Origin of the sequence: Kocuria sp. ChxB, from assembly GCF_044359605.1 — a bacterium.
GTDB lineage: Bacteria > Actinomycetota > Actinomycetes > Actinomycetales > Micrococcaceae > Kocuria > Kocuria rhizophila.
In genome coordinates this window covers 1356802-1380304 of record NZ_CP121123.1, presented here as the reverse complement: position 1 = coordinate 1380304, position 23503 = coordinate 1356802, and the positions used below count along the sequence as shown (strand labels likewise).

The window sequence follows — 23503 nt, the reverse complement described above, 5'->3', positions numbered from 1 at the left end:
ACTCGCGGGGATCAGCCGAAGTGCCGCGGCAGCGTGGCCTCGTGGGCCGTCCGCAGCTCGTCCAGCGGCACCGCGAACTCGCCCTGGACGTCCAGGGAGCCGTTCTCGGTGTCCACCACGCCGATCCTTGCGAAAGGATAGTTGCGCACGGTGCACATGTCCCGGAAGCGGACCTCCTCGGAGCGCGGCACGCTCACGACGGCGCGCGCCTGGGTTTCCGAGAACAGCAGCGTGAACAGGTCCAGCCCGTCCCGCTCGGCCACCTCCCCGAGCCCGATCCGGGCGCCCACGCCGAAGCGCAGGGCCATCTCGGCGAGCGTGGCGGCGAGCCCGCCCTCGGCGACGTCGTGCGCGGCGTCGATCATGCCGTCCCGGGACATGTTGATCAGCATGTCCGCGAGCACGCGCTCCCGGTCCAGGTCCACGCGCGGGGGCGTGCCGCCCAGGTGGCCGCGGATGCGTGCCCATTCGGAGCCGTCCAGCTCGTCCGCGGTCTCTCCCATGAGGTAGATCGCCTGGCCGTCCTCGCGCCAGCCCGAGGGGGTGCGGCGCGTGACGTCGTCGAACACGCCCATCATGGCCACCACCGGGGTGGGGTTGATGGCCACACCGCCCGTCTGGTTGTAGAGGGACACGTTGCCGCCCGTGACAGGCACGCCAATGGCCTGGCAGCCGTCCGCGAGACCTCGCACGGCCTCCGCGAACTGCCACATCACGTCCGGGTCCTCGGGGGAGCCGAAGTTCAGGCAGTCGGAGACCGCCACGGGGCGGGCGCCCGCGGTGGCCACGTTGCGGTACGCCTGCGCGAGCGCGAGCTGGGCACCGTGGTACGGGTCCAGGCGGGTGTAGCGGCCGTTGGAGTCGGTGGACAGGGCCACGCCCAGGTTGCTGCGCTCGTCCACGCGGACCACGCCGGCGTCGTCGGGCATGGCCATGGCCGTGTTGCCCTGCACGTAGCGGTCGTACTGGCTGGTGACCCACTCCTTGGAGCACAGGTTGGGGGAGGCCATCAGCTCGAGCAGCGCGGGGCCGAGCTCCGCGCCGGACGGGCGCGCGGCGTCCTCGGGGGAGCCGGTGAAGTGCGCTTCCTGCAGGGCGTCCTGGGACGCGGGGCGGTCATAGGGGCGCTCGTAGACGGGGCCGTCGTGGGCCACGGTGCGCGGATCCACGTCCACGATCACCTCGCCGTGGTAGTCGATCACCAGCCGGCCGGTGTCCGTGACCTCGCCGATCCACGAGTACTCCACGTCCCACCGGTCCATGACCGCCTCGAAGGCCTCGACCTTCTCGGGGGTGACCACGGCCATCATCCGCTCCTGGGACTCGGACATGAGGATCTCACCCGGGGTCAGCGAGGGATCGCGCAGCAGCACCTCGTCCAGGTTCACCCGCATCCCGCCGTCCCCGTTGGAGGCCAGCTCGGAGGTGGCGCAGGAGATGCCCGCCGCCCCGAGGTCCTGGATGCCCTCCACCAGGGAGGACTTGAACAGCTCCAGGCAGCACTCGATGAGCACCTTCTCCGCGAAGGGGTCACCCACCTGCACGGCGGGGCGCTTGGAGGGCTTGGAGTCGTCGAAGGACTCCGACGCCAGCACGGACGCGCCGCCGATGCCGTCACCGCCGGTGCGCGCTCCGAAGAGCACCACCCTGTTGCCCGTGCCGGAGGCGTTGGCCAGGCGGATGTCCTCGTGGCGCATCACGCCCACGGCCAGCGCGTTGACCAGGGGGTTGCCCTGGTAGCAGGGGTCGAACTCCACCTCGCCACCGATGTTCGGCAGCCCCAGCGAGTTGCCGTAGCCGCCCACGCCAGCCACGATCCCGTGCACCACGCGCTGGGTGTCCGGGTGGTCGATCGCGCCGAAGCGCAGCGGGTCCATCACGGCCACGGGGCGGGCGCCCATGGAGATGATGTCCCGCACGATCCCGCCCACGCCCGTGGCCGCACCCTGGTAGGGCTCCACGTAGGACGGGTGGTTGTGGGACTCGATCTTGAACGTCACGGCCCAGCCGTCCCCGATGTCCGTGACACCGGCGTTCTCCCCGATGCCCACCATGAGGTTCTGGCGCATCTCGTCCGTGACCTTCTCGCCGAACTGGCGCAGGTGCACCTTGGAGGACTTGTAGGAGCAGTGCTCGGACCACATCACGGAGTACATGGCCAGCTCCGCCGCGGTGGGGCGGCGGCCCAGGATCTCCTTGATGCGCTCGAACTCGGCCTCGTTCAGGCCCAGCTCGGCCCAGGGCAGCTCGGTGTCCGGGGTGGAGGTGGCGTGCTCCACGGTGTCCAGGTTGAAGTGCGTTTCACTCATGACGTCTGCGGGTCCCTTACGTGAACGGGTGGGGCGTGAGGTGCGCTCACGCCGGTTCGTGGTGGCTGGTGGGTGCTGCGCGGCGGCGGTGGCCCGCTCGCGGAGGAGGGGAGGTTGGCCTGCCGTGCGCTGCGGCACGACGACGCCGCCCAGGTCCGCGGCGTCGTCGTGCGTCAGCGGGTCAGGCGCTCCAGGACGGAGACGAACACGTCCAGCCCGTCCGTGCCCTCGCGCATCCCCACGGTGCCGGCGCCGGAGAGGTCCGCGCCGAAACCGGGCTCCACGGCGTGCTCGGGGTGCGGCATGAGCCCCACCACGTTGCCCTGCGCGTTGGTGATCCCGGCGATGTCGTTGCGGGAGCCGTTGGGGTTGCCGCCCGTGTAGCGGAAAACCACGCGGTGCTCGGCCTCGAGCTCGTCCAGGGTGCGCTGGTCCGCCACGTACTGACCGTCCTGGTTCTTCAGCGGCACCACGATCTCCTGGCCGGCCGTGAAGCGACCGGTCCACGCGGTGTCCGCGTTCTCCACGCGCAGGCGCTGGTCCCGGCAGATGAACTTCAGCTGCTCGTTCTTGATCATGGACCCGGGCAGCAGGTGCGCCTCGGTGAGCACCTGGAAGCCGTTGCAGATGCCGAGCACGGGCATCCCGCCGTCCGCGCCCGACGCGTCCACGATCTTGTCCATGAGCGGGGCGAAGCGCGCGATCGCACCGGCCCGGAGGTAGTCGCCGTAGGAGAAGCCGCCGGGCAGAACCACGGCGTCCACGCCCTGCAGGTCCTCTTCCGCGTACCACAGCGGCACAGCGGTGCCGCCGGCGATCTCCACGGCGCGGGCGGCGTCGCGGTCGTCCAGGGTCCCGGGGAAGGTCACCACGCCCACGCGCACGGCCGCGAGGCGGGAGTCCGGGGCGGGCTGGGAGAGGTCCGCCACCAGGGGCGTCTGCTCGGGGCTCAGGTTCTGGGCCACGCTCAGTGCTCCTCGGGCAGTGCGCTGACGTTGACCACGTCCTCGATCACCGGGTTGGAGAGCAGCTTCTCCGCTGCCTCGCGGGCCTGCGCGAGCACCTGCTCGGTGGCCTCGCCCTCCACGGTGAGCTCGAAGCGGCGGCCCTGGCGGACCTCGGTGAAGCCGCTGAGACCGATGCGGGGCAGCTCGTTCGCAATGGCCTTGCCCTGCGGGTCGAGGATCTCCGGCTTGGGCATGACGTCGACGACGATTCGGGCCATGGAACGCTCCTGTACGCGGTGTGGGAACTGTGGGGCGCGCGGAGTCGGTGCCGTCTCACGCCGGGCGCGTCCGGGGTCCTCCCCAGGCGACGACGACGCTCCGCGAGCTTGCGCTCCCCACTTTAGTGGGTGCCCGCGACCCGCTGCGGCATCAGCGGACCGCAACTCTCGATTTCCGGCCCACCCCGGGGAGAGCCGGCGCGGGGCTCACACGTTCACCTCGACGAGACCGGCCACCTCCCGGCACGGGACCTCCGGCAGGTTCTTGGCCGGGTCCGGGGGCGCGGTGCGGCCCATGTCCAGGGCCAGCCGGGATCCCTGGAACGTGCCCGCGAGGTCGAAGACCCAGTAGTGGTTGGGGCATTCCAGCGCATCGGCGCCCTGCTCCGCCGAGCGGCACACGGTGGCGCCCTGGTGCGGGCACTCGTTCGACAGGGCCCGCAGGGTTCCGGCCGCGTCCCGTGTGAGGACCAGGGCGGCGTCCCCCACGCGCACCGGGACCGCGCTGGACGGGGCCGCGAGCGCGCTGGCGGCCGCGGCGGCGTCGGGAACCTGCTGCCAGCTCACGCGGCGGCCGCCAGAATGCGGTCCGTGGCGGCGACGAGGCGCTGCCGCAGCGCGGTGCCGCGTGCGGCGAACGCGCGCTGCCGCCGCACGTACTCGGCCTTGCCCTCGGTGGTCTCGATCCGCACGGGCTCGTAGCCCCAGTCCGCGAGGTCGTAGGGGGAGGCCTCCATGTCCGTGACGCGCACGTCCCACGCGAGCTCGAAGCAGTCCGCGAGCAGCTCCGAGTCCACCGCGGGCAGCAGCTTGTACGCCCACTTGTAGAGGTCCATGCTCGCGTGCAGGCACCCCGGCTGCTCCATGGTGCGCTGGGCCTCGCGCGTGGGCTGCAGCTCGTTGCGCTCCACGGCCTGCGGCTGGAAGAAGCGGAACGCGTCGAAGTGCGAGCACCGGATCCGGTGCCCTTCAACCACGGCATCGGTGCCGCTCGCGCCCAGGCGCAGCGCCGCGTTCTCGTGGCGCACTCCGTTCTCGTCCGCGCGGTAGGCCATGGCCCACTCGTGCAGCCCGAAGCAGTCGAACGTGCCGGTCTTCCCGGCCGTGTTCGCCAGGATCTCGCGTGTGAACTTCACCGCCGTCTCACGCTTGGCCAGGAAAGCGTCCGCATCCACGACGACGCCGCTCGCGGCCTCCCGTACAGCCACGGTGGCGGCCAGCTCCGCGGCGGTGGCGGGGCGGTAGAACTTCCAGTCCGCACGCTCCGGGGCGTCGAGCAGGACGACCCCGGGGCCCGGGTGCCAGCGGGTGAACTGCGCGGGGGAGAGCGTGTAGTAGGTGAAGAGGAAGTCCTCCACGGGGTGCTTCTCCCCGCGGGAACGGCGCTCCAGGAACGGCTCCGTCCAGCGGGAGACCCGGTCCTGGTGGGCCCGTTCCCTCCGGGTCCACTGCTCCCGGCTGAGGACCTCACGCACGGGTGCCGTCCTCCTCGTTCTCCTGTGCGGTGGCGATCAGCAGGTGCATCTCCTCGTTGAGCCGCTGCACCTGTTCCGCGGTGACCCGCAGCCGGCGCATCATCTCCTCCGGGACCTGCACGGCACGCTCCCGCAGCGCCGCGCCCTCCGGGGTGACGGTCACGGCGAGCGCCCGCTCGTTGCCCGGATCCCGCTCCCGGGTGATGAGCCCGCGGGCCTCCAGGCGCTTGAGGAGCGGGGACAGTGTGGCGGAATCCTGCATGAGGTGCTCACCCAGGTCCTTGACCGTGCGCGGGTGGCGGTCCCACAGGGTCAGCATCACCAGGTACTGCGGGTGGGTCAGACCCAGCGGCTCCAGGACCGGGCGGTAGCTGTGCACCACCATGCGCGAGGCCACGGACAGGGAGAAGCACAGCTGGTTGGACAGGGCCAGCGGGTCCTCGGCAGGCGTGGGGCGTGTGGTCATGGCAGGTGCGCAGGGGTCAGCGCCCCGTGCCCCCGTAGACGGTCGCTTCCTCGCTGGAGTCCAGGTCGAAGGCCGTGTGGACGGCGCGCACGGCCTCGTCGAGCTTGTCCACGGAGGTCACGATCGAGATGCGGACCTCGGACGTGGAGATCATGTCCACATTGATGTTCGCGTCCGCGAGCGCCTGGAAGAACTGGAAGGCCACGCCCGTGTTCGTCTTCATGCCCGCCCCCACCAGCGACAGTTTGCCCACCTCGCTGTTGTAGTCCAGGCGGGTGTAGCCGATCTTCTCCTCGGCGGCGCGCAGCAGGTTCATGGCCAGCGTGCCCTGGGACTCGTCCAGGGTGAAGGACACGTCCGTGAGCGGGTGCTCGCCGGTGGAGACGTTCTGCACGATCATGTCCACGTACACCTCGGAGTCCGCGAGCAGGCGGAAGATCCGTGAGGCGATGCCCGGGTGGTCCGGCGCGCCCACGATCGTGATCTTGGCCTGGCTGCGATCATGAGCGATACCGGCGATCAGCGGCTGTTCCAAGGGGATCTCCTTCTGGGGAGTGAGGATCTCGTCGGGGCTGGGCAGGACCCAGGTGCCCTCGTTGTGGGTGAAGGACGAGCGGACGTGCAGCGGGACGTTGAAGCGGCGGGCGTACTCCACGCAGCGCAGGTGCAGGATCTTGGCGCCGTTCGCCGCCAGTTCCAGCATCTCCTCCGAGGAGACCCGGTCCAGCTTCTGGGCCGAGGGCACGATGCGCGGATCTGCGGAGTACACGCCGTCCACGTCCGAGTAGATCTCGCACACGTCCGCCTTCAGGGCTGCGGCCAGCGCCACGGCGGTGGTGTCCGAGCCGCCACGGCCGAGCGTGGTGATGTCCTTAGAAGACCGGTTCATGCCCTGGAAACCGGCAATGATCGCCACGTTGTCGTTGTCCAGGGCCTCCCGGACCCGCAGCGGGCTGACCTCCACGAGCTTGGCCGCGCCGTGGGCGCCGTCCGTGATCATGCCCGCCTGGGAGCCCGTGAAGGACTGCGCCGGGACGCCGAGGTCCGAGATGGCCATGGCCAGCAGCGCCATGGAGATCCGCTCACCCGAGGTCAGCAGCATGTCCAGCTCGCGGGCGGGTGGCTTGCGGGCCACCTCGTTGGCGAGGTCCAGGAGGTCGTCGGTGGTGTCGCCCATGGCGGAGACGACCACGACCACCTGGTTGCCGGCGTTGCGGGTCTCGGCCACTCGCCGGGCGACCCTGCGGACGCCGTCGGCATCGGCGACCGACGAGCCGCCGAACTTCTGGACAATGAGGCTCATGCATTCCTCTCGCGGACGGGCACCTGCCCTGTGCGGGCGGGCGGTCTCGGGGATTCTGCTCCATGCTACTGGTTCGGGGGACCGCCGATCACGGGATCACGGGGCGGCTCCGGGCAGGCAGGCGCACTGTCCGGCGGGCCAGCGCGGTGCCCTACGTGGCCTCCGAGACCACCGTGCGGCCCTCGAACGCGCGGCCCAGTGTGACCTCGTCCGCGTACTCCAGGTCACCGCCCACCGGCAGCCCGGAGGCCAGACGGGTGACTCGGATGCCCAGGGTCTTCAGCAGCCGGGACAGGTACGTGGCCGTGGCCTCGCCCTCGAGGTTGGGGTCCGTGGCCAGGACGATCTCCTGCACTGTCTCGTCCGACAGCCGGGTCATCAGCTCCCGGATGCGCAGCTGGTCCGGGCCCACTCCCTGCAGCGGGGAGATGGCGCCGCCCAGTACGTGGTAGAGCCCGCGGTAGCTGCGGGTGCGCTCAATGGCCATCACGTCCTTGGACTCCTCCACCACGCAGATCACGCTGCGGTCCCTGCGGGCGTCCCGGCAGATGGCGCACTCCTCCTGCTCGGTCACGTTTCCGCAGATCACGCAGAAGGACACGGAGGTCTTCACCGTGGAGATGGCGTCCACGAGCTGCTGGACCTCGTCCTTGTCCGCGTCCAGCAGGTGGAACGCGATGCGCTGCGCGGACTTGGGGCCCACGCCGGGCAGGCGTCCCAGCTCGTCGATGAGGTCTTGGACCGGTCCTTCGTACACGGTGCTCCTTCGGGAAGATGGTGGTGGCCGGAGCCGCGGGCCGGCGGGTCACCGTACGGTGGTGCGGCGGGGCAGTGTCGCGGGAGGGCGGCTACGCGGCCCTGTGGCTCGGTGCGCGGCACTCTGTAGCGTCCTGTCGTGCCGGGCGGGCCGCCGTGGCGCGCCGGGGTCACTGGCTCGCGTCGTGCGCCCGCTCGTCGATGAGCATCCCACCCAGGATGCGTTCGATCGCGGCCTTCCCGTACAGGGACGAGTCCTCCAGGGATTCGTCGTCCGCGCCCGGGACGAAGTTCTCCTCGTCCACGCCGGGGCTGCGGGTGCTGGGCGGCGCGATCTTCGCGGATCCTCTGCTGGCCGCCGCGATGGCTGCCGCGTGGCGCTCGCGCCAGCCGCGACGCGGGGTTCCCGGGCCGCCCGTGCTGCCCGGGGAGCTCTCCGCGGCCTCGGAGGGTGCGGCAGGCGCAGACGCCGGCGACGCCGACGGGCTCGGCTCGTCGTACATGTCCGCCGGAGGTTCGTCCTCCGGTGGAGGGGGCGGTTCTTCGGGGCTCCAGTACTCGGGACCGCGATCGGCGGAGGGGCGGTGAGCAGGGGCGGTCGACGGGCCGTGGTCCTGCCAGCCCCCGCCGTGAGGGCTGGGCCGCAGTGCGTCGTCGTCCCGGGTTTCCCCTGCGGAGCCGCCGTTCCGAGGGTCGGGGACATGAGCAGACCCCACCGCGCCGCTCTTGGAACCGGTTGCCTGCTCGCTTCCCTGGGTCCCGTCCAAGGCCGCCGCGCCCGGAGCGCGGCGCCCACGAACGTCACGGGCGAGGGGCTCACCGGTGGGGGCGCCGGAGCCGTCCGGTGCCGGGTTTCCGGGCCGGGGATCGGGGCCTGTGGCGGTGCCGGGATCCTCGACTGCCCCGGACGTCGAGTCGACCGGCGGCGCCGAGGACGACACGGTGTCTGCGGGGCCGGGCTCCCGGGGTGCCTGGGTGCTCTGAGATTCGGAGCTCGTTCGGCTCTCTCCGGACTCGGTGCCCGGCTGGGGGATCGCGGCCACGGACCACGAGGTGACCGGTTCGTCGTCCTCCGGTGGTGCGGTGTCGGAGGCGCGCGACCCGCGCGGCTGCGGCTCCTGTGGGGCTGGCTGCCCACCGGCCCCCGCCCGGGACGGTGGCGCGGACGGTCCCTGCGGGGACCCGTGGCCCGCTTCATCGGAGGACGGTGCCTGCCGTCGTCGGTTGACTCCGAAGCCCTCCGGCTCCCGGAAGTAGTCCGGCTGCTCCTGGGGGGACGACGGGGCCGTGGCAGAGGGGCCGCGAGGGGCGCGGGGTGCTGGACCTCGCCCACCAGGGCCCTTCCCGGGGCCGGCGGACGGTCCGTCCGCGCCGCCGCCCTGGCCCCTCGTGTCCCCGGGACGCACAGCCTCGACCGCGCACTCCAGACCCACCACGTTCTGGATGGCAGCGCGGACGTCTGCCTCGAAGCGGGGGAAGTTCATGATGTCGCCGTCACCCTCGAAGGCGATGCGCAGCGTGGAGTTCTCGTAGGAGATGGGGGTGCCGCGCACCGTGATGGCCCAGGCCACACGCCGGATCTCCGCGAGCGCGGACACGATCTCCGGCCAGGAGGAGCGCAGCAGCTCCAGCTCGCCGCTCGTGACGTCACTGGCGGCGGCGTCGCCCCCGCCGGAGTCGTTCCCGCCGGAGTGCTCGGCGTGCTGAGAAGCAGCAGCCTGCTGCCCCTGTGCTGCTGCGGTGTCTCGACCGGCGGGACGACCCGTGGCGGATCCACCGCGTTCGCGTTCGGAACGGGGCCGGTCGGACACGTTGTTCTGTGCTGCGGCTTCGGGGGCGGACGTGGTGCCGTCTGCGGGCGGGTGACTTCCCTGGGGACCGCGGGCGCCCTCTGGGACCGGTTCGCCGGCGGCGGGGTGCTCGCTGCCCTGCGGATCCTCCGCCTCGTCCTCGGGGATCGAGGGCTCGGCGATGTCCGGTGTGGTCATGGCGGCGCGGCCCGGTTCCGAGCCGTCCTGCCGGACGGGCCCGGACGGCGTCGGGTCCGAGGGCTCACGGGCGGGGGCCGCAGAGGAGTCGGGGTCCGACGACGCGTCGGGGGCCACGGGTGCGATCTCGGGAGCACCGGGTGCGTGAGCTGCGGGCGCGTCGCTCTGCTCCACCGTTCCCGATGCAGCGGGCACCTCCTGGCCGCCCTGCCGGATCCCGGCGCCCCGCGGGATGCTGAGGCGCCGCTCCAGCCGGTCCACGCGGGAGGTGATGCCGCGGGTGGTGTCGTCCGCGGAGGGCAGCAGGATGCGGGCGCACAGCAGCTCCAGGTGCAGCTGCGGGGAGGTGGCCCCCGTCATCTCGTTGAGCGCCTCGTTGGTGATGTCCGCAGAGCGGGAGAGTTCTGCGGCGCCCAGCTGGGTGGCCTGGTTGCGCAGGCGGTTGATCTGGTCCGTGGGCATACCGTGCAGGATGTTGGCGGCAGAATCCGGGACGGCGTTGACCACCACGAGGTCCCGGAAGCGCTCGAGGAGGTCCTCCACGAAGCGGCGCGGGTCCTGCCCGGTCTGGATCACGCGGTCCACGGAGGAGAACACCGTGGCGGCGTCCCCGGCGGCGAAGGCGTCAACGACGTCGTCCAGCAGAGCCGCGTGGGTGTAGCCGAGCAGGGCGACCGCGAGGTCGTAGGTGAGCCCGCGCTCGTCCGAGCCCGCCATGAGCTGGTCCAGGACGGACAGCGAGTCGCGCACGGACCCGCCACCGGCGCGCACCACCAGGGAGAGCACACCGGGTTCGGTGGTGACGCCCTCCTCCTGGCACAGCTGCTCGAGGTAGCGCATGAGGGGCTCGGGCGGCACCAGCCGGAAGGGGTAGTGGTGCGTGCGGGAGCGGATGGTGGTGAGCACCTTGGAGGGTTCCGTGGTGGCGAAGATGAACTTCACGTGCTCCGGCGGCTCCTCCACGATCTTCAGCAGCGCGTTGAAGCCCTCGCGCGTGACCATGTGGGCCTCGTCGATGATGAAGATCTTGTAGCGGTCCCGTACGGGTGCGAAGGTGGCGCGCTCCCGGAGGTCACGCGCGTGGTCCACGCCGCCGTGGGAGGCGGCGTCCATCTCGATGACGTCCAGCGAGCCGGCACCGTCCCGGGCCAGGTCCTGGCAGGACTCGCACCGTCCGCACGGGGTGGCCGTGGGCCCCTCGGCGCAGTTCAGGCAGCGGGCGAGGATGCGGGCGGACGTGGTCTTGCCACAGCCCCGGGGTCCGGAGAAGAGGTAGGCGTGGTTGACCCTGTTCTTGCGCAGCGCGGTCATCAGCGGCTCGGTCACATGCTCCTGACCGATGACGTCCTCGAAGGTCTCCGGGCGGTAGCGGCGGTACAGGGCGGTAGTCACAGACAAGACTCTAGCGGGGGTCGCAGACGCCCTCAGGGGGCGCGCACGCATGGGGAGCCAGGAACGTGAAGACCCCCCGTGCACCCGCCAGAGCCCGTATACCCTTGCTGCCTTCCGGCCCTGGGGGAGTTTTACGAGATGGCGCCACACGAGGGGCTGGCCACTACTTTAGCCCAAGCGCGCGCCGAGTTCGAACCGGCCATCCTCCGCGTCCTCCACGCCCAGGCGGGTGCGGATTCGCGCGCTGGACGGGAGTTCGGCTATGCTGATTGCCGCACGTGCCCCGCGAGAGCGGAACACGTGCGTGCCTGGAGGATTCGCCTAGCGGCCTATGGCGCACGCCTGGAACGCGTGTTGGGTTAACGCCCTCGGGGGTTCAAATCCCCCATCCTCCGCAGCAGACATGAGCCGCGACAACGTTTACGTTGTCGCGGCTCATGTCATTCGGAGCCGCAGGTCCTGGTAGGACCTGCGGCCTTTTCATGCCGCCCCGGCGCCGACGTGGCGCACCCGAGGAATCGCTGTGCCGGTCCGGAAACCTCTCTGGCTGCGGCGGCCACGGGCCCCGCAGCCAGGACGGGAACTACTTGCGGCGAGGCGTGAACGAGGTGGAGCACTTCCACGTGGTCTTGCCGGAGACGGCGGTGACATCCACCCAGACCGTGCGGCCCGGGGTTGCCCCGGCGATCGGGTACTTCACTGCGGCGGTGCCGCGGGCGGAGGCCTTGGCCTGCTTGGTGTTGGTTGTGGTCTTGTACTTCGCGCGGGTGGTCACCTTGGCGTTGGCGCCCACGCGGGACACGTTCACCACCGTGGTGGTCCACTGGCGGGGGTTCTTGACGGAGACACTTGCGGTGCACGGCTTGGCGGAGCTCGCGGCTTCGGCGGGCGCGGCGTCGGCCACGGAGAGACCCGCGGCCAGGGCGAGTGCGAGGATGGTGGCGGCGACGGAACGGCGCAGGGGCGCGGTGGTGACCATGGTGGGTCCTTTGCAGAGGGGCGCACTGGGGATTCTGCAGTGCTCGGTGATCGACAGCCCGGCCGATCCGTTCCTGCGCCCGAGGGTGATCAGAACAGCAGGATCGTAGCCCCGCCCACGGCGGACCGTGGGTTCGCGAGTGAAAATTACGCATGATTGCTCATGGAAAAACCTCACGACCCGACCGTGCGGACTGCGGGGGCGTGACAGTGCCCCTGCGACCGCCAGGTGGCGGCCACAGGGGCACGTCGTCTGGGCGAGCTGCTACCGGCCCGCCCGGAACCCGGCGATGGCCGGGTCGTGGTCCGAGGAGGCGGCAGCGTCGGGGCGGTAGTAGTCCAGCGCGGTGGTGCGGTACTGGGCGTACTGCAACAGGGGCGACTGACCGGAGTTGACGTTCCACACGTCCGCGCCCGTGGTGCGCTGCTGCAGGCTTCGCGAGACCAGGAGGTGGTCCAGGGAGCCCACCTGCCCGCCGTACACGTAGGTGTGCTCGGCGGCCGCGGGTGCGGAGACGAAGCCGGCCGAGTAGAGGACCTGCATGGGGTCCTCCTGCGTGTAGGAGTTGAAGTCGCCCAGCAGGGCCACGTCCTCGGATCCGGCGCGGTCCGTGAGCTCCGGGATCCAGTCCACCAGCGCCTCGGCCTGGGCCACCCGGGCCGCGTTCCAGGCACCCTGCCCGTCCCCGGCGTCCGCGTTGGGGCCGTTCTTGGGTCCGGAGCCCTTGGACTTGAAGTGGTTGACCACCACGGTGATCGGGTCGTTGGAGCCGCGACCCTTGCCCTGCGTGGCGGTGAAGGACGCCGCCAGCGGGGTCCGGGCGTTCTCGAAGGCCCCGCCGGCGCCCGCCTCAGTGCCGAGCGCCTGGGCCTCACCCATCAGGCTCGCCTCGGCGGGCTGGTAGATGATCGCGTTGGTGATGAAGTCCTGGTCCGCCACCGGCTGCAGCTGGGAGGCGTCCACGGGGGCGATGGCCCACTTCTCGTAGCCGGCCGCACCGTTGAGCGCGCCCACCAGGGCGGCGAGCGCCTCGTTCGGTTCTTCACCCAGCTTGGCGGAGTTCTCGATCTCCATGAGACCCACCACGGAGGCGTCCAGCTGGTTGATTGCCGCCACGGTCTTGGCCTGCTGGCGCTGGAGGTCCGCCGCGTCGTAGGCGCCGCGGACGTCGCAGCCCTGGGCCACGTTGTAGGTGCCGTCGGTGGAGTAGTTGCCGCCCTTGCACTTCTTCTGCTGTCCCGTGGTGGTGAAGTAGTTCAGCACGTTGAACGAGGCCACGGAGATCTGACCTCCCACGCGCGGGGTCTTGTCGGAGGCGGTGGTGAAGCGGGCGGGCTCAGTGCCCCGGGTGATCTCGGACGTGGGCTGGAACCGCCAGGAGTCGTGCCGATAGTCCACGATCACGGGAGCGGTGATCTTCGCGCGGTCGCCCACTTCCACGGGGTTCTGGGGATCCAGGTACGGGACGGTGCGCGCCTCCTGCTGGGGGCTCGCGGCGAAGCCCCGGTTGGTGCCGTCGTCCAGGGTCACCGAGATGGCGTCGTTGCGCGCGGCCTGCGCCTCCGCTTCGGGGCTGCGGGGCAGGGCGACGTCGGTGGGCTGGGCTGGGAGCGCCGAGCCCGCCGAGAGGCCGAGCTCCCCGTAGCGACCCACACCGTAGGTGTCCGCCACCCGGAAGTTCTCCCGGGGCTGGTACACCATGGACTCCAGGTTCTCCCGGTAGGAGGTGGTGGAGGCCCAGTCGGTGGTGACCGGCTTGACGGGTGCCACCTTCTTGACGACCTTCTTGACGCTCACGTTTCCCGAGAGCTGCGTGAGGCCCTTGTACTCGCCGGCGGTTCCGGTGACCTGCACGGCATCGCCCTTCTGCACGGTCACGGGCGCCTGCCCGGTGTAGACGAACAGCCCGGTGGAGGCCGTGGTCCCGGTGATCGTCCCTCCGGAGCCCGGCGTCTGGATCACGAATCCGCCGAGGGACCCGGGTCCTGGCGGGTACACCGCGGTGACCACCGCGGGTTCCGTGGTGACGGTCTGGCCCGCCAGGGGAGTGCTCTCACCGGTCCCCTGGATGGCGGCAATGCTCGTGGTGCTCGGCGCGGCCAAGGCGGGGGCGGCACCGAGTCCCGTGGTGAGCAGCGCGGCGCTGAGCGAGATGGCCAGCGCGCCACGGCGCACGGCGCTGGCGGGGGTGGCGGAGTGGGGTGTCTGCACGGTGATCTCCTGGGCATGGGCTGTGGAAGTGGTGCCGACGGGGTGAACGATCGAGAGGGGGCGACCGGTTCTTTCGGTCCAGCACTGCTGCCAGCGAGCGTAGGAAGAGCAAGAGACCAGGTCATGACGGGAAAGTGAACTCTCCGTGAGGTGCATCACGCTGCTCCCTGGCTCCCTGGCTCCCTGGCTCCCTGGCTCCCTGGTTCCCTGGTTCCCAGGGACGGGCTGCCGCGCACGACCGGGGGCACTGGGGGAGCACCCGCTCGGCCCCTGACGCACGGGTATTCTTCGCGCATGGTGGATTCAGCTCTTCCCGTGGCCCGCGCGGCGGTGGTCAGCCTGCCCGGCAGCGGCCGCAGGCGGGGCTTCTTCGCGCAGCCGCTGGCCGGCGTGTTCGAGGTGGCGGAGGCGTTCCACGGCGCCACCCAGGACTGGACCCCGTACTTCGACGCGGCGCGGTTCGCCGAGCACTACGGGCGCGCCCCGGTTCCAGCGGAGATCGGCTGCGCCATCAGCCACGCCCGGGTGATCCGGGACTTCGCCGCCGAGGCTGGTGCGGACTCGGATGTCCTGCTCGTTGCGGAGGACGATGCCAGGTTCACCGAGGACTTCGCGCGTGTGGGGCGCACCCTTCTCCAGTCCCCCCTGGGGCACGACGTCGTGGTGCTCGGTGATGGGTGGACCCGGCACCGGCGCACCGTGGTGCGGCGTCGGATCACGGCCATGTCCCAGGTGTCCTGGCTCTCACGGGTGCTGCGCGGGAAACGGCGGCTCTACCGCGTCGGCCGGTATGCGGGCCACGGGGACTGCGCGGGGCTGTACGCGATCACGCGCCGGGCCGCGAGGGCCTTCGACGACTACGTCCGGTCCCTGCCGGGCGAGAAGCTGGAGCATGTGGCCGATGCCTGGCCCGCGTTCCAGGAGCTGTGCGGGTGGGACGTCGCTCTCACTCGTCCCAGCCTGGTCACCTGGTCCGGCGGCTCCACCATCCTCGCCCCGGAGGACCTGGAACGGGAAGCCGCCGAGCTGGCCGCTGCTCCGCCCCTCACCCTCCGGGACCGGCTGGCACTGCGGGTGGCCGCGCGCTCACGGATCCGCGGCGCACGTCTGGCGCTGAGGGCCACGGTGGACGATCTCGCGTTCCGGCGGACACGGCGCGCCAGCGTGAAAGCGCAGCGGGGGACGAGCCGCAGATCGCCGCGGGAGTGACCTGCGGCGTCGTCGTTCCGCGGGGTGGCCGATGCGCGGTTCTCCCGCAGGCCGGTACGGTCACCGGGCGGGAGCAATGAGCACGGGGCCGGTGGTCGAGGTGGCCGGATTGCGGGAAGCCCCCGCCCCGGCAGCCCGGCCACCAGCCGGAACAGGTCAGTGCTTGCCGGGGACCTTCACGTCTACCCACACGAGGTGGTGGTCGGTGGTCGCTGCGGGGTCGCTCGTGAGTTCCGAACCGGGTTCGCCGAGCTTCGGCCAGAACACCCCGCTCCGGCACGCCTGGAGGTTCTTGGAGGGCAGCACGTAGTCCGTCCGCAGGTTGCCCGGGGCGGGGGTGTCGGAGAAGTCCCCGGTGTCGTACGCGGGATCGGAGACGTGGGTGCGGTTGGCGCCACCCTGCAGAGCGGCCGCCTGCACAGCACCGGCGGAGGTGGGGCGCGGATCGCGGACCCGGGAGCTGCCCAGGAGCTGGTCGATCGCACCGGGGTAGGAGTCGCCGTCGTTCGGGTCCGAGTTGTAGTCGCCCAGGACCACGAAGCGCTCGCCGGGCTTGAGGCCGCCGCGCGCCCCGGCGTCGTCGTAGATGTAGCGCGACCGGGACGGGGAGCCCACGTAGTCGGACCAGAAGCGGATCTCGTCGTTGTTGCGGCGGCCGTTGCGGTCCTCGGGGCCGTCAAAGCTCGGCGGGGTGGGGTGAGCCGCGAGCACGTGGACGGTCTTGCCGCCCACCCGCACGGGGACGTCCCAGTGGGACTTGGAGGACAGCCGCAGCTTCTGCTGCTGCTCCGGGGTGTAGTAGGACGTGGGCATCTCGTTGCCGGGCATGTCCTGCCAGCGGAAGTTCTGGAACGTGCGCACCTGGTCCCGGTCGATCGGGTACTTGGAGTAGACGACCATGCCGTACTGCCCGGGGAACTGGCCGAAGCCCCACGCGTCACCGGGCCCGCCCACGGAGCCGTTCTGGTCCAGGTCCATTCCGGAGGGCACACCCGTGTTCACGGGGGCCGTGTAGTAGTACGGGTAGTCCTGGGGCGCCTTGCCGTTCTGGCTCACGGACAGGTAGTTGTCACGGAACGCCTCGGCGGCCCTTCCGCCCGACACGTAGTCGAACTCGTTGACCAGCACCACGTCCGGCGCGTTGATCTGGATGACCTCCGCGATGTTCTGGGCCTGCTCGTTGTCCGGCGTGCTGAGATCACGGAGCAGCTGCCCCTCCGCGCCGCGGTTCAGGGACGCGTTGTACGTGGCCACGCGCAGCGGCGAGTTCCCCTGCTGGGCCTTCTGCCCCTGCTGGCCGTTCGCGGACGACGCCGCCGCTGTCGCCGCCGCGGCCCCGGAGGTCGCCGCCCCGGAGGTCGCCGCCGTGGCGGACGCCGGCACGGCGGGGGAGGCGAGCGCGGGGGTGGCGCACGCGAGGGGGAGAACGAGGCAGGTGGCTGCCAGGGCGGTGAGTGAGTTCTTCATGACTGCTCCCTGTGTCGGAACTGGTGCGCACGAGAGTAGGAGCTGCATCGGTCCAGGTCATGACCGCAGCGTGAAGTTGCGGTGCGTGTCGAGCGTGAGACACCGGGCCCGCCACGAGGCGCAAGCACCTGCGCCGAAAGGTGGCGGCGGGGCGGTCCGTCGGGCGCCAGAACGAGTCCCGGGAGGAGCACCAACGGGGAAGGCCCCCGCACCGGTGTGGTGCGGGGCCTCTCGCAGGGGCCGGGGATCAGGACACCGCGCTCAGCCGCGGGGGCTGCTGGGGCAGCCGGACGGGGTGCATCTGGGCGTCGAACTGGGCGCCCAGGCCGCGCTGGATGAAGCGGACCGTGGCCATCGTGCGCTCCTGCTGGGCTCGAGAGCTCTCCACGGAGGTGGTGCGGTCCGCGGTGGAGGTCAGGGAGCCGTGCACCAGCTGGGACAGCTCGTGGGTGTCCCCCTCGGGCAGGTAGCCCTCGTCCATGGCGCGCCGCAGGATTCCCGCGAGCACGCCCTGCAGTTTCTGCACGTGCTCGCCGAGCTTGGCGAAGTCCTCGGGGGAGAGCACGGTGCGCATAGCCTGGCCGGGGGGCAGGTGGCGGCGGCTGAGGTCCTCGATCTGGTGCTGGATGTAGACGCCCAGCTGGTCCACGGGGTTCTCGGTGGCCGAGAGATCCCGGTTGAGGTCCGCGACGAAGCGCTCGGTCTTGTCCAGGGCGTAGGCCACGAGCAGCTCACCCATGTCTGCGAAGTAGTTGTAGACCGCGGTGCGGCCCACACCGGCGGTCTTGGCCACGCGGGTCATCGTCAGGTCCGTGAGCCCGTTGCTGTACAGCAGCTCGCCGAACGCGTCGAGGATCGCGCGCTGGGTCCGCTCGCGCTGAGCGGCGTTGCTGGGAGCTGTGATGCGGGGCATGACGACACCTTACCTTGTTCTGTCAGCAAAATCGGGTCTCGCTGACCACTCGTGCGGGTTCGATGTCCATTCCACCCCATGAGATCGGGGAATGCCCCGCAGAGCAGGGCATTCCCCGAAGGCTCCCAGGAACCTCGGTGGCGCTGTCCGGCTACGCCTCAGCGGCGTATCCGCCCTGCCACAGGGAGTCGAACGGCAGGTGCGATCCCAGGCGGTGCCGGATGCCAGCGGTGACGAAGCTCTTGGCGGTGCGGGCGGCGTCGAGCGGGGTGGCCCCCTTGGCGAGTTCCGCCGTGACGGCCGCCGCGAGCGAGCAGCCCGCGCCGGACACGGGCACCTCGCCCACCTTGGGCTCGGTGAGGACCTCGAGCGTGGAGCCGTCATAGAACACGTCCACGGCCTCCGCGCCGGCCAGTCGTACGCCGCCCTTGGCGAGCACGGCGGCCCCCGAGGAGTCGTGGATGCGCTTGGCGGCCTCCTTGAGGTCCTCCACCGAGTCGATGGACTCCATCCCGGACAGGGACAGGGACTCGAAGTGGTTGGGGGTCACGAACGTGGCCAGCGGCAGCACCTCCGCCTTCAGCGCCTGGTCCGTGTCCAGCGCGGCACCCGGCTCCTGGCCCTTGCAGATCAGCACGGGATCCAGCACCAGATGGCGGGGCTCGAGCTCCTTCATGGCCGTGGCCACGGTGCGGATGGTGTCCGGGTGGCCGAGCATCCCGATCTTCACGGCGTCCAGGTCGTAGGCCGCGGTGATGGTCTGCAGCTGGTTCGCCAGGGTCTGCTGGTCCACGGGGGTCACGCGGTGGCCCCACTCGTTCTCGGGGTCGAACGCGACGATGCACGTCAGCGCCAGGGAGCCGAAGACCCCCAGGGACGTGAAGGTCTTGATGTCCGCGAGCGCCCCGGCGCCGCCGGTGGCTTCGGAGCCCGCGACGGTCATGGCGACGGGCGGTTGGTTGCGTGTGGTTTCGCTCATGCTCCACATTGTGCTCCGAGCGGCACCGGACCCGCGAGTTTCGAACGCCGCACTACACTGGTGCGCGACGTCGGGTGGCAGGCGACGTCCCCTCACCGCACACGTCGACCCAAGGACACCCGTGTCTTCCCACGCCACCCCGCCCCGCGCCGCCACCTCTTCCACCTCACCGGACGACGCCGCCGCGCGCGCCGCGTCCCCGGCAGCCACCGCGCAGCCGGTCTTCGCCCGCCGCCCCCGCACGTACTTCGACGTGATCCTCGCGGCGTACTGCGTGATCCTGGTGCTCTCCAACATCGGCGCCACCAAGGGTGTGCAGTTCGGTCCGGTCATCACGGACGGCGGGTTCTTCCTGTTCCCCCTGGCCTACGTGCTGGGGGACGTGGTCTCCGAGGTCTACGGCTTCCGCGCGGCCCGCAAGGCGATCCTCACCTCGTTCTTCTTCGGGGCGTTCGCCTCGGTGGTGTTCTGGATCGTGATCATCCTGCCCCCGGCCCCGTTCTACGAGAACCAGGCAGCGTTCGAGGCGGTGCTGGGGCCCGTGCCGCTCATCGTGGTGGCGTCCCTGCTGGGCTACCTGGTGGGCCAGCTGCTCAACGCGTACGTGATGGTCAAGGTCAAGCAGCGCACCCAGGAGAAGCACCTGTGGGCGCGGCTGATCTCCTCCACCATGGTGGGCGAGCTGGTGGACACGGTCATCTTCTGCACGATCGCCGCGCCCATCATCGGCATCAACTCGTGGTCCGGGTTCCTCAACTACGTGCTCGTGGGCTACGTCTACAAGTGCCTCGTGGAGGTGGTGATCATGCCGGTCACCTACGCCGCGATCGCGTGGGTCAAGCGCCGCGAGCCCAGCTACGCGGAGCCCGTCCCGCTGCAGGGCTGAGCGCCCCAGGGAACGGCGCGTGCGGCGTCGTCGTGCGCTGCGCTCAGCGGTTCAGGTAGGCGAGCTGGGCGGCGATCGAGTGCTCGGCCGCGCGGCGCACCCCGGCGGGGACGTCCGCGTAGACGGCGTCCGTGACGGTCTCCACGCTCGCGGAGTCCCCCAGCTCGGCGACAACGCCGCGCACCTGCTCCAGCCGCTCCAGGCGGTGCTCCGCGAGCTCGTCGCACACGTCCTGCAGGTCTGGCAGCGGTGCGCCGTGGGCGGGCAGGCCCATGGCACCCGAGCGCTTGCCGAGCCGTTCGAGGGTGTGCAGGTAGTCGTCCAGGGTGCCGTCCGGGTGGTCGATCATGGTGGTGCCGCGGCCCAGAACGGTGTCCCCGGTGAGGACGGTCTCCGGCTCGTCGTGGTGCAGCAGGAGCGAGACGGAGTCCGAGGTGTGGCCCGGGGTGGCCAGCACGCGGATGCTCACGCCCGCGGCCAGCACGCAGTCCCCGTCCCGCAGGGGCTCGCCGCTGTCCCGGCAGAACTCGGGCAGGGCGGCGCGCACGGGGGCGCCGGTGATCTCGTGCAGGCGGTCGATGCCGTCCGTGTGGTCCCCGTGGCGGTGCGTCACCAGGATCAGCACCACCCTGCCGGTGGCGGCCACGGCCTGCAGATGGTCCTCGTCCAGGGGGCCCGGGTCCACGACGACGACGTCCGGTCCCGGCCACTCGCCCCGCCCCTGCGCGGACGGGTGCTGGCCGTAGTTCGGGTGCTCCGGCCCGGTGCCGGGCGCGGAGAGGATCCAGGTGTTGGTGCCGTCCAGGGTCATGGGCCCGGGGTTCGGCGCCAGGATCATCCCGGTGCACGCGCTCACGCGGTGCAGCACGCCGGGGACGGTGAAGTCGGGCTGCGCGCTCATGCTCGGGCGCCCCGTTGCTCGGTCTCCGCGAGAACGACGACGCCGCTGCCGCCGGCTCGCGCGGCCCGGGTCACCGTGCGCGCGGGGCGGCAGAGCGGTCCCGTGGCCGGGATGCGCCTGGTCTCGCTCAACACGTGGGGCCCTCGAACCTGCGGATCCCTGAACCCCCGCCTGTTGCGGCAGAGGACCGGGTGGACCCACCGGGGCCGTGGATCCGCGTGCAGAGGACTCCCGGCGGGTTGAAGAAGTTCACGGCAGTCTAACGCGAGGGAAGGTCGTGCCAGGTCCGGGCGCACCCGCCTCAGCGCCGTACAGGCGGATGCACCACCGCGAGTGGATCACCGGAGCCGGCCCCGCGGCGTCGTCGTCAGGCGGTGGGCTGGGCGGTGCCGTAGTAGGTGCCCAGGAACTCGTCCCGGTACTCGAAGTAGGTGTCCGCCTCGATCGCGGCGCGGGCGCCGGCCACGAGGTCCAGGACGAAGCGCTCGTTGTGGATGGACGCCAGGGTGGCGGCGTTGCGCTCCTTGGACTTGAACAGGTGCCGCAGGTACGCGCGGGTGTAGTGCGTGCATGTGTAACAAGGGCACGTGTCCGAGATGGGCGTGAAGTCCCTCTTGAAGCGGATGTTCGTGAGGTTGACCCGGCCGGTGGGGGTGTACACCGCGGAGGAGCGGGCCACGCGGGTGGGGGAGACGCAGTCGAAGGTGTCCACGCCGTTGTCGATCGCGGTGAAGATGTCGTCCGGCTCGGAGATGCCCAGCAGGTGCTTGGGGGTGTTCTCCGGCAGCTCCTCGGTGCACCAGCGCACGATCGTGCCCAGCTGCGACTTCTCCAGCGCGCCGCCGATGCCGAAGCCGTCGAAACCCATCTCCGACAGGTCCCGGCACGCCTTCCGCCGCAGGTCCTCGTACTGGGCGCCCTGGATCACGCCGAACAGCGCCTGGTAGGGCTTGTGGGCCCGCTCCTCCGTGAGCCGGCGGTGCTCCGCGACGCAGCGCAGCGCCCACTTGCGGGTGCGCTCCAGAGCGGTCTCCTGGTACTCGCGGGTGTTGTGGAGGGTGGTGAGCTCGTCGAACGCGAACATGATGTCCGCGCCGATGTTGTGCTGCACCCGCATGGAGACCTCCGGGGTGAACCGGTGCAAGTCCCCGTTGAGGTAGGAACGGAACCACACGCCGTCGTCGTCCACGCGCGCCATGCGCTTCTGGCCGGGCGCCATCTGGGAGTCCCCCAGGGGGTTGGCCACGGTGGACATGTCGATCACCTTGCCCAGCCCCGACCCCAGGGACATCACCTGGAACCCGCCGGAGTCCGTGAACGTGGGCCCGGGCCAGTTCATGAACGTGCCCAGCCCACCGGCCTCGTCCAGGACGTCGTCCCCGGGCTCGAGGAAAAGGTGGTACGCGTTGGCCAGCATGGCCTGGGCACCCTCCGCCGCCATCGACTCCGGCAGCACGGCCTTCATGGCGGCCTGGGTGGCCACGGGGATGAACGCGGGCGTCTGGATCTGCCCGTGCGGCGTGGTGATGGTGCCCGTGCGGGCCTGGAACTGTCCGCCGTTCTCGCCCACCCGCTCCTCGGGAAGGGAGGGGCTGTCACGCAGCCGGGTGTGGAGCTCGAAGCTGAACGGGGGTGTGGGATCTGAGATGGGCACCCGACCATTGTGCCGGGTCCGGCGGTTGAACTGTTCCGGAGGTTCCCGGCGGAGCCTCCGGGTGACGCCCGGCAACTGGGCCGTTCCGCCCTGGCCTCCGCTGCCGCATTAGCGCTGCATCATCTATGATGCAATTCATGCGCACTACCGTAGACCTTCCTCCGGCCGTCCACCGGAGGGCCCGGGACCTCGCGGACCAGCAGGGGCAGTCGTTGTCCGCCGTGCTGGCGGACCTCGTGGTGAGAGGTCTCGCGGAGAGGAACGAGCCAGTGACGGTCTCGGTGGATCCCGTGACGGGGCTTCCCTCCCTCTCGCTGGCCCGGACTCTCACGGACGCAGATGTCCGTGAGCTGCTGGACGAGGAGTGAGACCACATCTTCTCGACGCCAACGTGGTCATCGCGCTGGTCGTGACGGAGCACGAACACCACCACCAGGCGCGTACGTGGTTCCAGGACCAGGACCAGGAGCGGTTGCTGCTGTGCTCGGTGGTTGAGGGCGCGCTCGTACGCATGCTTCTGCGTCTGGGGGAGCGGGGTGAGGCCGTGGAGCAGGTTCTGGTCGCGCTCCACGACCACCAGAGAATCGACTTCCTGGCGGATTCGCCGTCCTACCTGGGCGTGCCGCTCGGAACGCTCACCGGCCACCGTCAGGTCACGGACGAGTACCTCGTCATGCTGGCCAGCCACGCGGGGGCGAGACTCGCCACTTTCGACCGGGCATTGAGCGTCAGGTACCCGGAGCAGGTCACGGCCCTGGCATGACATCGCCGTCCCTCCAGGACGGCGGAGACGCTCAGCGGCCCCAGCCGGCGTGGGCGATCGCCTGGCGGATGAGGTCCTCGCGCCCGCCCTCGAACTCCTCCTGGACGTCCAGGGACAGTGCCTCGTCCGGGGTCATCCATGACAGCTGCAGCGCGTCCTGGCGGGGTTCGCACTCGCCGCGCACGGGGACGATGTAGCTCAGGGCCACGGCGTGCTGGCGGTCGTCGGTCAGCCCGGTCTCGGACGGGGACGGGAAGAACTCGGACACCGCGAACGGCACGGTGGTGGAGGGCATCTGCGGCATAGCCAGCGGGCCCAGGTCCTTCTCCAGGTGGCGCAGCAGCGCGGCGCGCACGGTCTCCCGGTACATCACGCGCCCGGAGACGAACGTGCGGACCATCCGGCCCTCGTCGTTGGCAGTCAGCAGCAGCCCGATCTCAGAGAGGCAGCCCAGGGGGTCCAGGCGCACGGGAATGGCCTGGACGTACACGATGGGCAGCGTGGCGCGGGCTCGGTTGAGGTCGTCCTCGCTGAGCCAACCAGGGTTCGGGTCCGGGGTGCGTACTGAGCTCATGCCTCGTTTCTACCCCCGGCACACCCCCGCGGGCCAGAGTCCTCCCGCGTGGC

The 23503-nt window shown here is 70.9% G+C and carries 21 protein-coding genes, 1 tRNA gene and 1 other RNA gene; 5 read left to right on the top strand and 18 right to left on the bottom strand.

Annotation, left to right across the window (positions count from 1 at the left end; translation table 11 throughout):
• Positions 1–11: 11 nt before the first annotated feature.
• The 10 genes from purL to ffs all read right to left on the bottom strand — a co-directional run bounded on the left by purL (position 12) and on the right by ffs (position 11072).
• Positions 12–2309, bottom strand: a complete 2298-nt coding sequence (gene purL, locus P8S73_RS06060; RefSeq protein WP_145000116.1) for a phosphoribosylformylglycinamidine synthase subunit PurL — start codon at positions 2307–2309, stop codon at positions 12–14.
• Positions 2310–2482: 173 nt separating this feature from the next.
• A complete protein-coding gene (gene purQ / locus P8S73_RS06055) occupies positions 2483–3274 on the bottom strand; it encodes a phosphoribosylformylglycinamidine synthase subunit PurQ (RefSeq protein WP_135010709.1) in 792 nt (263 codons plus the stop codon).
• A gap of 2 nt (positions 3275–3276) precedes the next feature.
• Entirely contained in the window at positions 3277–3534 is a 258-nt protein-coding gene (gene purS, locus P8S73_RS06050) for a phosphoribosylformylglycinamidine synthase subunit PurS (RefSeq protein ID WP_019309891.1), read from the bottom strand.
• 207 nt (positions 3535–3741) lie between these two features.
• The gene (locus P8S73_RS06045; RefSeq protein ID WP_135010710.1) at positions 3742–4101 is read right to left on the bottom strand and encodes a Rieske 2Fe-2S domain-containing protein; all 360 of its coding nucleotides are present in this window, start codon (positions 4099–4101) and stop codon (positions 3742–3744) included.
• Entirely contained in the window at positions 4098–5009 is a 912-nt protein-coding gene (locus P8S73_RS06040) for a 3-methyladenine DNA glycosylase (protein ID WP_070637006.1), read from the bottom strand. The genes P8S73_RS06045 and P8S73_RS06040 overlap by 4 nt, the downstream gene beginning before the upstream one ends.
• Positions 5002–5475: a MarR family winged helix-turn-helix transcriptional regulator gene (locus P8S73_RS06035; protein WP_396350251.1), complete on the bottom strand. Its 474-nt coding sequence runs from the start codon at positions 5473–5475 to the stop codon at positions 5002–5004. Before P8S73_RS06035 ends, P8S73_RS06040 begins: the two co-directional genes overlap by 8 nt.
• Positions 5476–5491: 16 nt before the next feature.
• On the bottom strand, positions 5492–6778 hold the full coding sequence (locus P8S73_RS06030; RefSeq protein ID WP_135010711.1) for an aspartate kinase: 1287 nt from the start codon (positions 6776–6778) through the stop codon (positions 5492–5494).
• 151 nt (positions 6779–6929) lie between these two features.
• On the bottom strand, positions 6930–7535 hold the full coding sequence (recR, locus tag P8S73_RS06025; RefSeq protein ID WP_012397356.1) for a recombination mediator RecR: 606 nt from the start codon (positions 7533–7535) through the stop codon (positions 6930–6932).
• 169 nt (positions 7536–7704) lie between these two features.
• Positions 7705–10914, bottom strand: coding sequence for a DNA polymerase III subunit gamma and tau (locus P8S73_RS06020; protein WP_135010712.1), 3210 nt, complete (start codon positions 10912–10914; stop codon positions 7705–7707).
• A gap of 67 nt (positions 10915–10981) precedes the next feature.
• An RNA gene (gene ffs, locus P8S73_RS06015) (signal recognition particle sRNA small type) lies at positions 10982–11072 on the bottom strand.
• Between the two features lie 152 nt (positions 11073–11224).
• Between ffs and P8S73_RS06010 the strand changes: the two genes are divergently transcribed.
• A tRNA-Ser gene (locus P8S73_RS06010) sits at positions 11225–11309 on the top strand.
• A gap of 188 nt (positions 11310–11497) precedes the next feature.
• Here the strand turns inward: P8S73_RS06010 and P8S73_RS06005 are convergent.
• Positions 11498–11893, bottom strand: coding sequence for a hypothetical protein (locus tag P8S73_RS06005; protein ID WP_039101639.1), 396 nt, complete (start codon positions 11891–11893; stop codon positions 11498–11500).
• A 264-nt stretch (positions 11894–12157) separates the two neighbouring features.
• Entirely contained in the window at positions 12158–14104 is a 1947-nt protein-coding gene (locus P8S73_RS06000) for an ExeM/NucH family extracellular endonuclease (protein WP_070637005.1), read from the bottom strand.
• Positions 14105–14398: 294 nt separating this feature from the next.
• On the opposite strand from P8S73_RS06000, the gene P8S73_RS05995 reads away from it, so the two are divergent.
• On the top strand, positions 14399–15313 hold the full coding sequence (locus P8S73_RS05995; RefSeq protein WP_082019305.1) for a glycosyltransferase family 25 protein: 915 nt from the start codon (positions 14399–14401) through the stop codon (positions 15311–15313).
• Positions 15314–15469: 156 nt separating this feature from the next.
• On the opposite strand, the gene P8S73_RS05990 is transcribed toward P8S73_RS05995, so the two are convergent.
• From P8S73_RS05990 to P8S73_RS05980, 3 genes are all read right to left on the bottom strand, one after another.
• Positions 15470–16780 carry an endonuclease/exonuclease/phosphatase family protein gene (locus tag P8S73_RS05990; RefSeq protein WP_135010713.1) on the bottom strand — a complete coding sequence of 437 codons (1311 nt, stop codon included), beginning with the start codon at positions 16778–16780 and terminating at the stop codon, positions 15470–15472.
• Positions 16781–17027: 247 nt separating this feature from the next.
• Positions 17028–17693 carry a TetR/AcrR family transcriptional regulator gene (locus tag P8S73_RS05985; protein ID WP_039101642.1) on the bottom strand — a complete coding sequence of 222 codons (666 nt, stop codon included), beginning with the start codon at positions 17691–17693 and terminating at the stop codon, positions 17028–17030.
• Between the two features lie 151 nt (positions 17694–17844).
• Positions 17845–18672: a hydroxymethylpyrimidine/phosphomethylpyrimidine kinase gene (locus P8S73_RS05980; RefSeq protein ID WP_070637566.1), complete on the bottom strand. Its 828-nt coding sequence runs from the start codon at positions 18670–18672 to the stop codon at positions 17845–17847.
• Between the two features lie 121 nt (positions 18673–18793).
• On the opposite strand from P8S73_RS05980, the gene P8S73_RS05975 reads away from it, so the two are divergent.
• Complete coding sequence (locus P8S73_RS05975) at positions 18794–19558, top strand: queuosine precursor transporter (protein ID WP_135010714.1); 765 nt, start codon at positions 18794–18796, stop codon at positions 19556–19558.
• A gap of 43 nt (positions 19559–19601) precedes the next feature.
• On the opposite strand, the gene P8S73_RS05970 is transcribed toward P8S73_RS05975, so the two are convergent.
• Together P8S73_RS05970 and tgt are read right to left on the bottom strand one after the other, a co-directional pair.
• Positions 19602–20459 (bottom strand): MBL fold metallo-hydrolase, encoded by an 858-nt coding sequence (locus P8S73_RS05970; protein WP_135010715.1) that lies wholly within the window; start codon positions 20457–20459, stop codon positions 19602–19604.
• 367 nt (positions 20460–20826) lie between these two features.
• The gene (gene tgt / locus P8S73_RS05965; protein WP_135010716.1) at positions 20827–22113 is read right to left on the bottom strand and encodes a tRNA guanosine(34) transglycosylase Tgt; all 1287 of its coding nucleotides are present in this window, start codon (positions 22111–22113) and stop codon (positions 20827–20829) included.
• A gap of 137 nt (positions 22114–22250) precedes the next feature.
• Between tgt and P8S73_RS05960 the strand changes: the two genes are divergently transcribed.
• The gene (locus P8S73_RS05960) at positions 22251–22481 is read left to right on the top strand and encodes a hypothetical protein (RefSeq protein WP_019309911.1); all 231 of its coding nucleotides are present in this window, start codon (positions 22251–22253) and stop codon (positions 22479–22481) included.
• The gene (locus P8S73_RS05955) at positions 22478–22876 is read left to right on the top strand and encodes a PIN domain-containing protein (protein WP_396350250.1); all 399 of its coding nucleotides are present in this window, start codon (positions 22478–22480) and stop codon (positions 22874–22876) included. The genes P8S73_RS05960 and P8S73_RS05955 overlap by 4 nt, the downstream gene beginning before the upstream one ends.
• Positions 22877–22907: 31 nt before the next feature.
• Here the strand turns inward: P8S73_RS05955 and P8S73_RS05950 are convergent, their stop codons facing one another.
• Complete coding sequence (locus P8S73_RS05950) at positions 22908–23450, bottom strand: NUDIX hydrolase family protein (RefSeq protein WP_070637000.1); 543 nt, start codon at positions 23448–23450, stop codon at positions 22908–22910.
• Between the last annotated feature and the right edge of the window lie 53 nt (positions 23451–23503).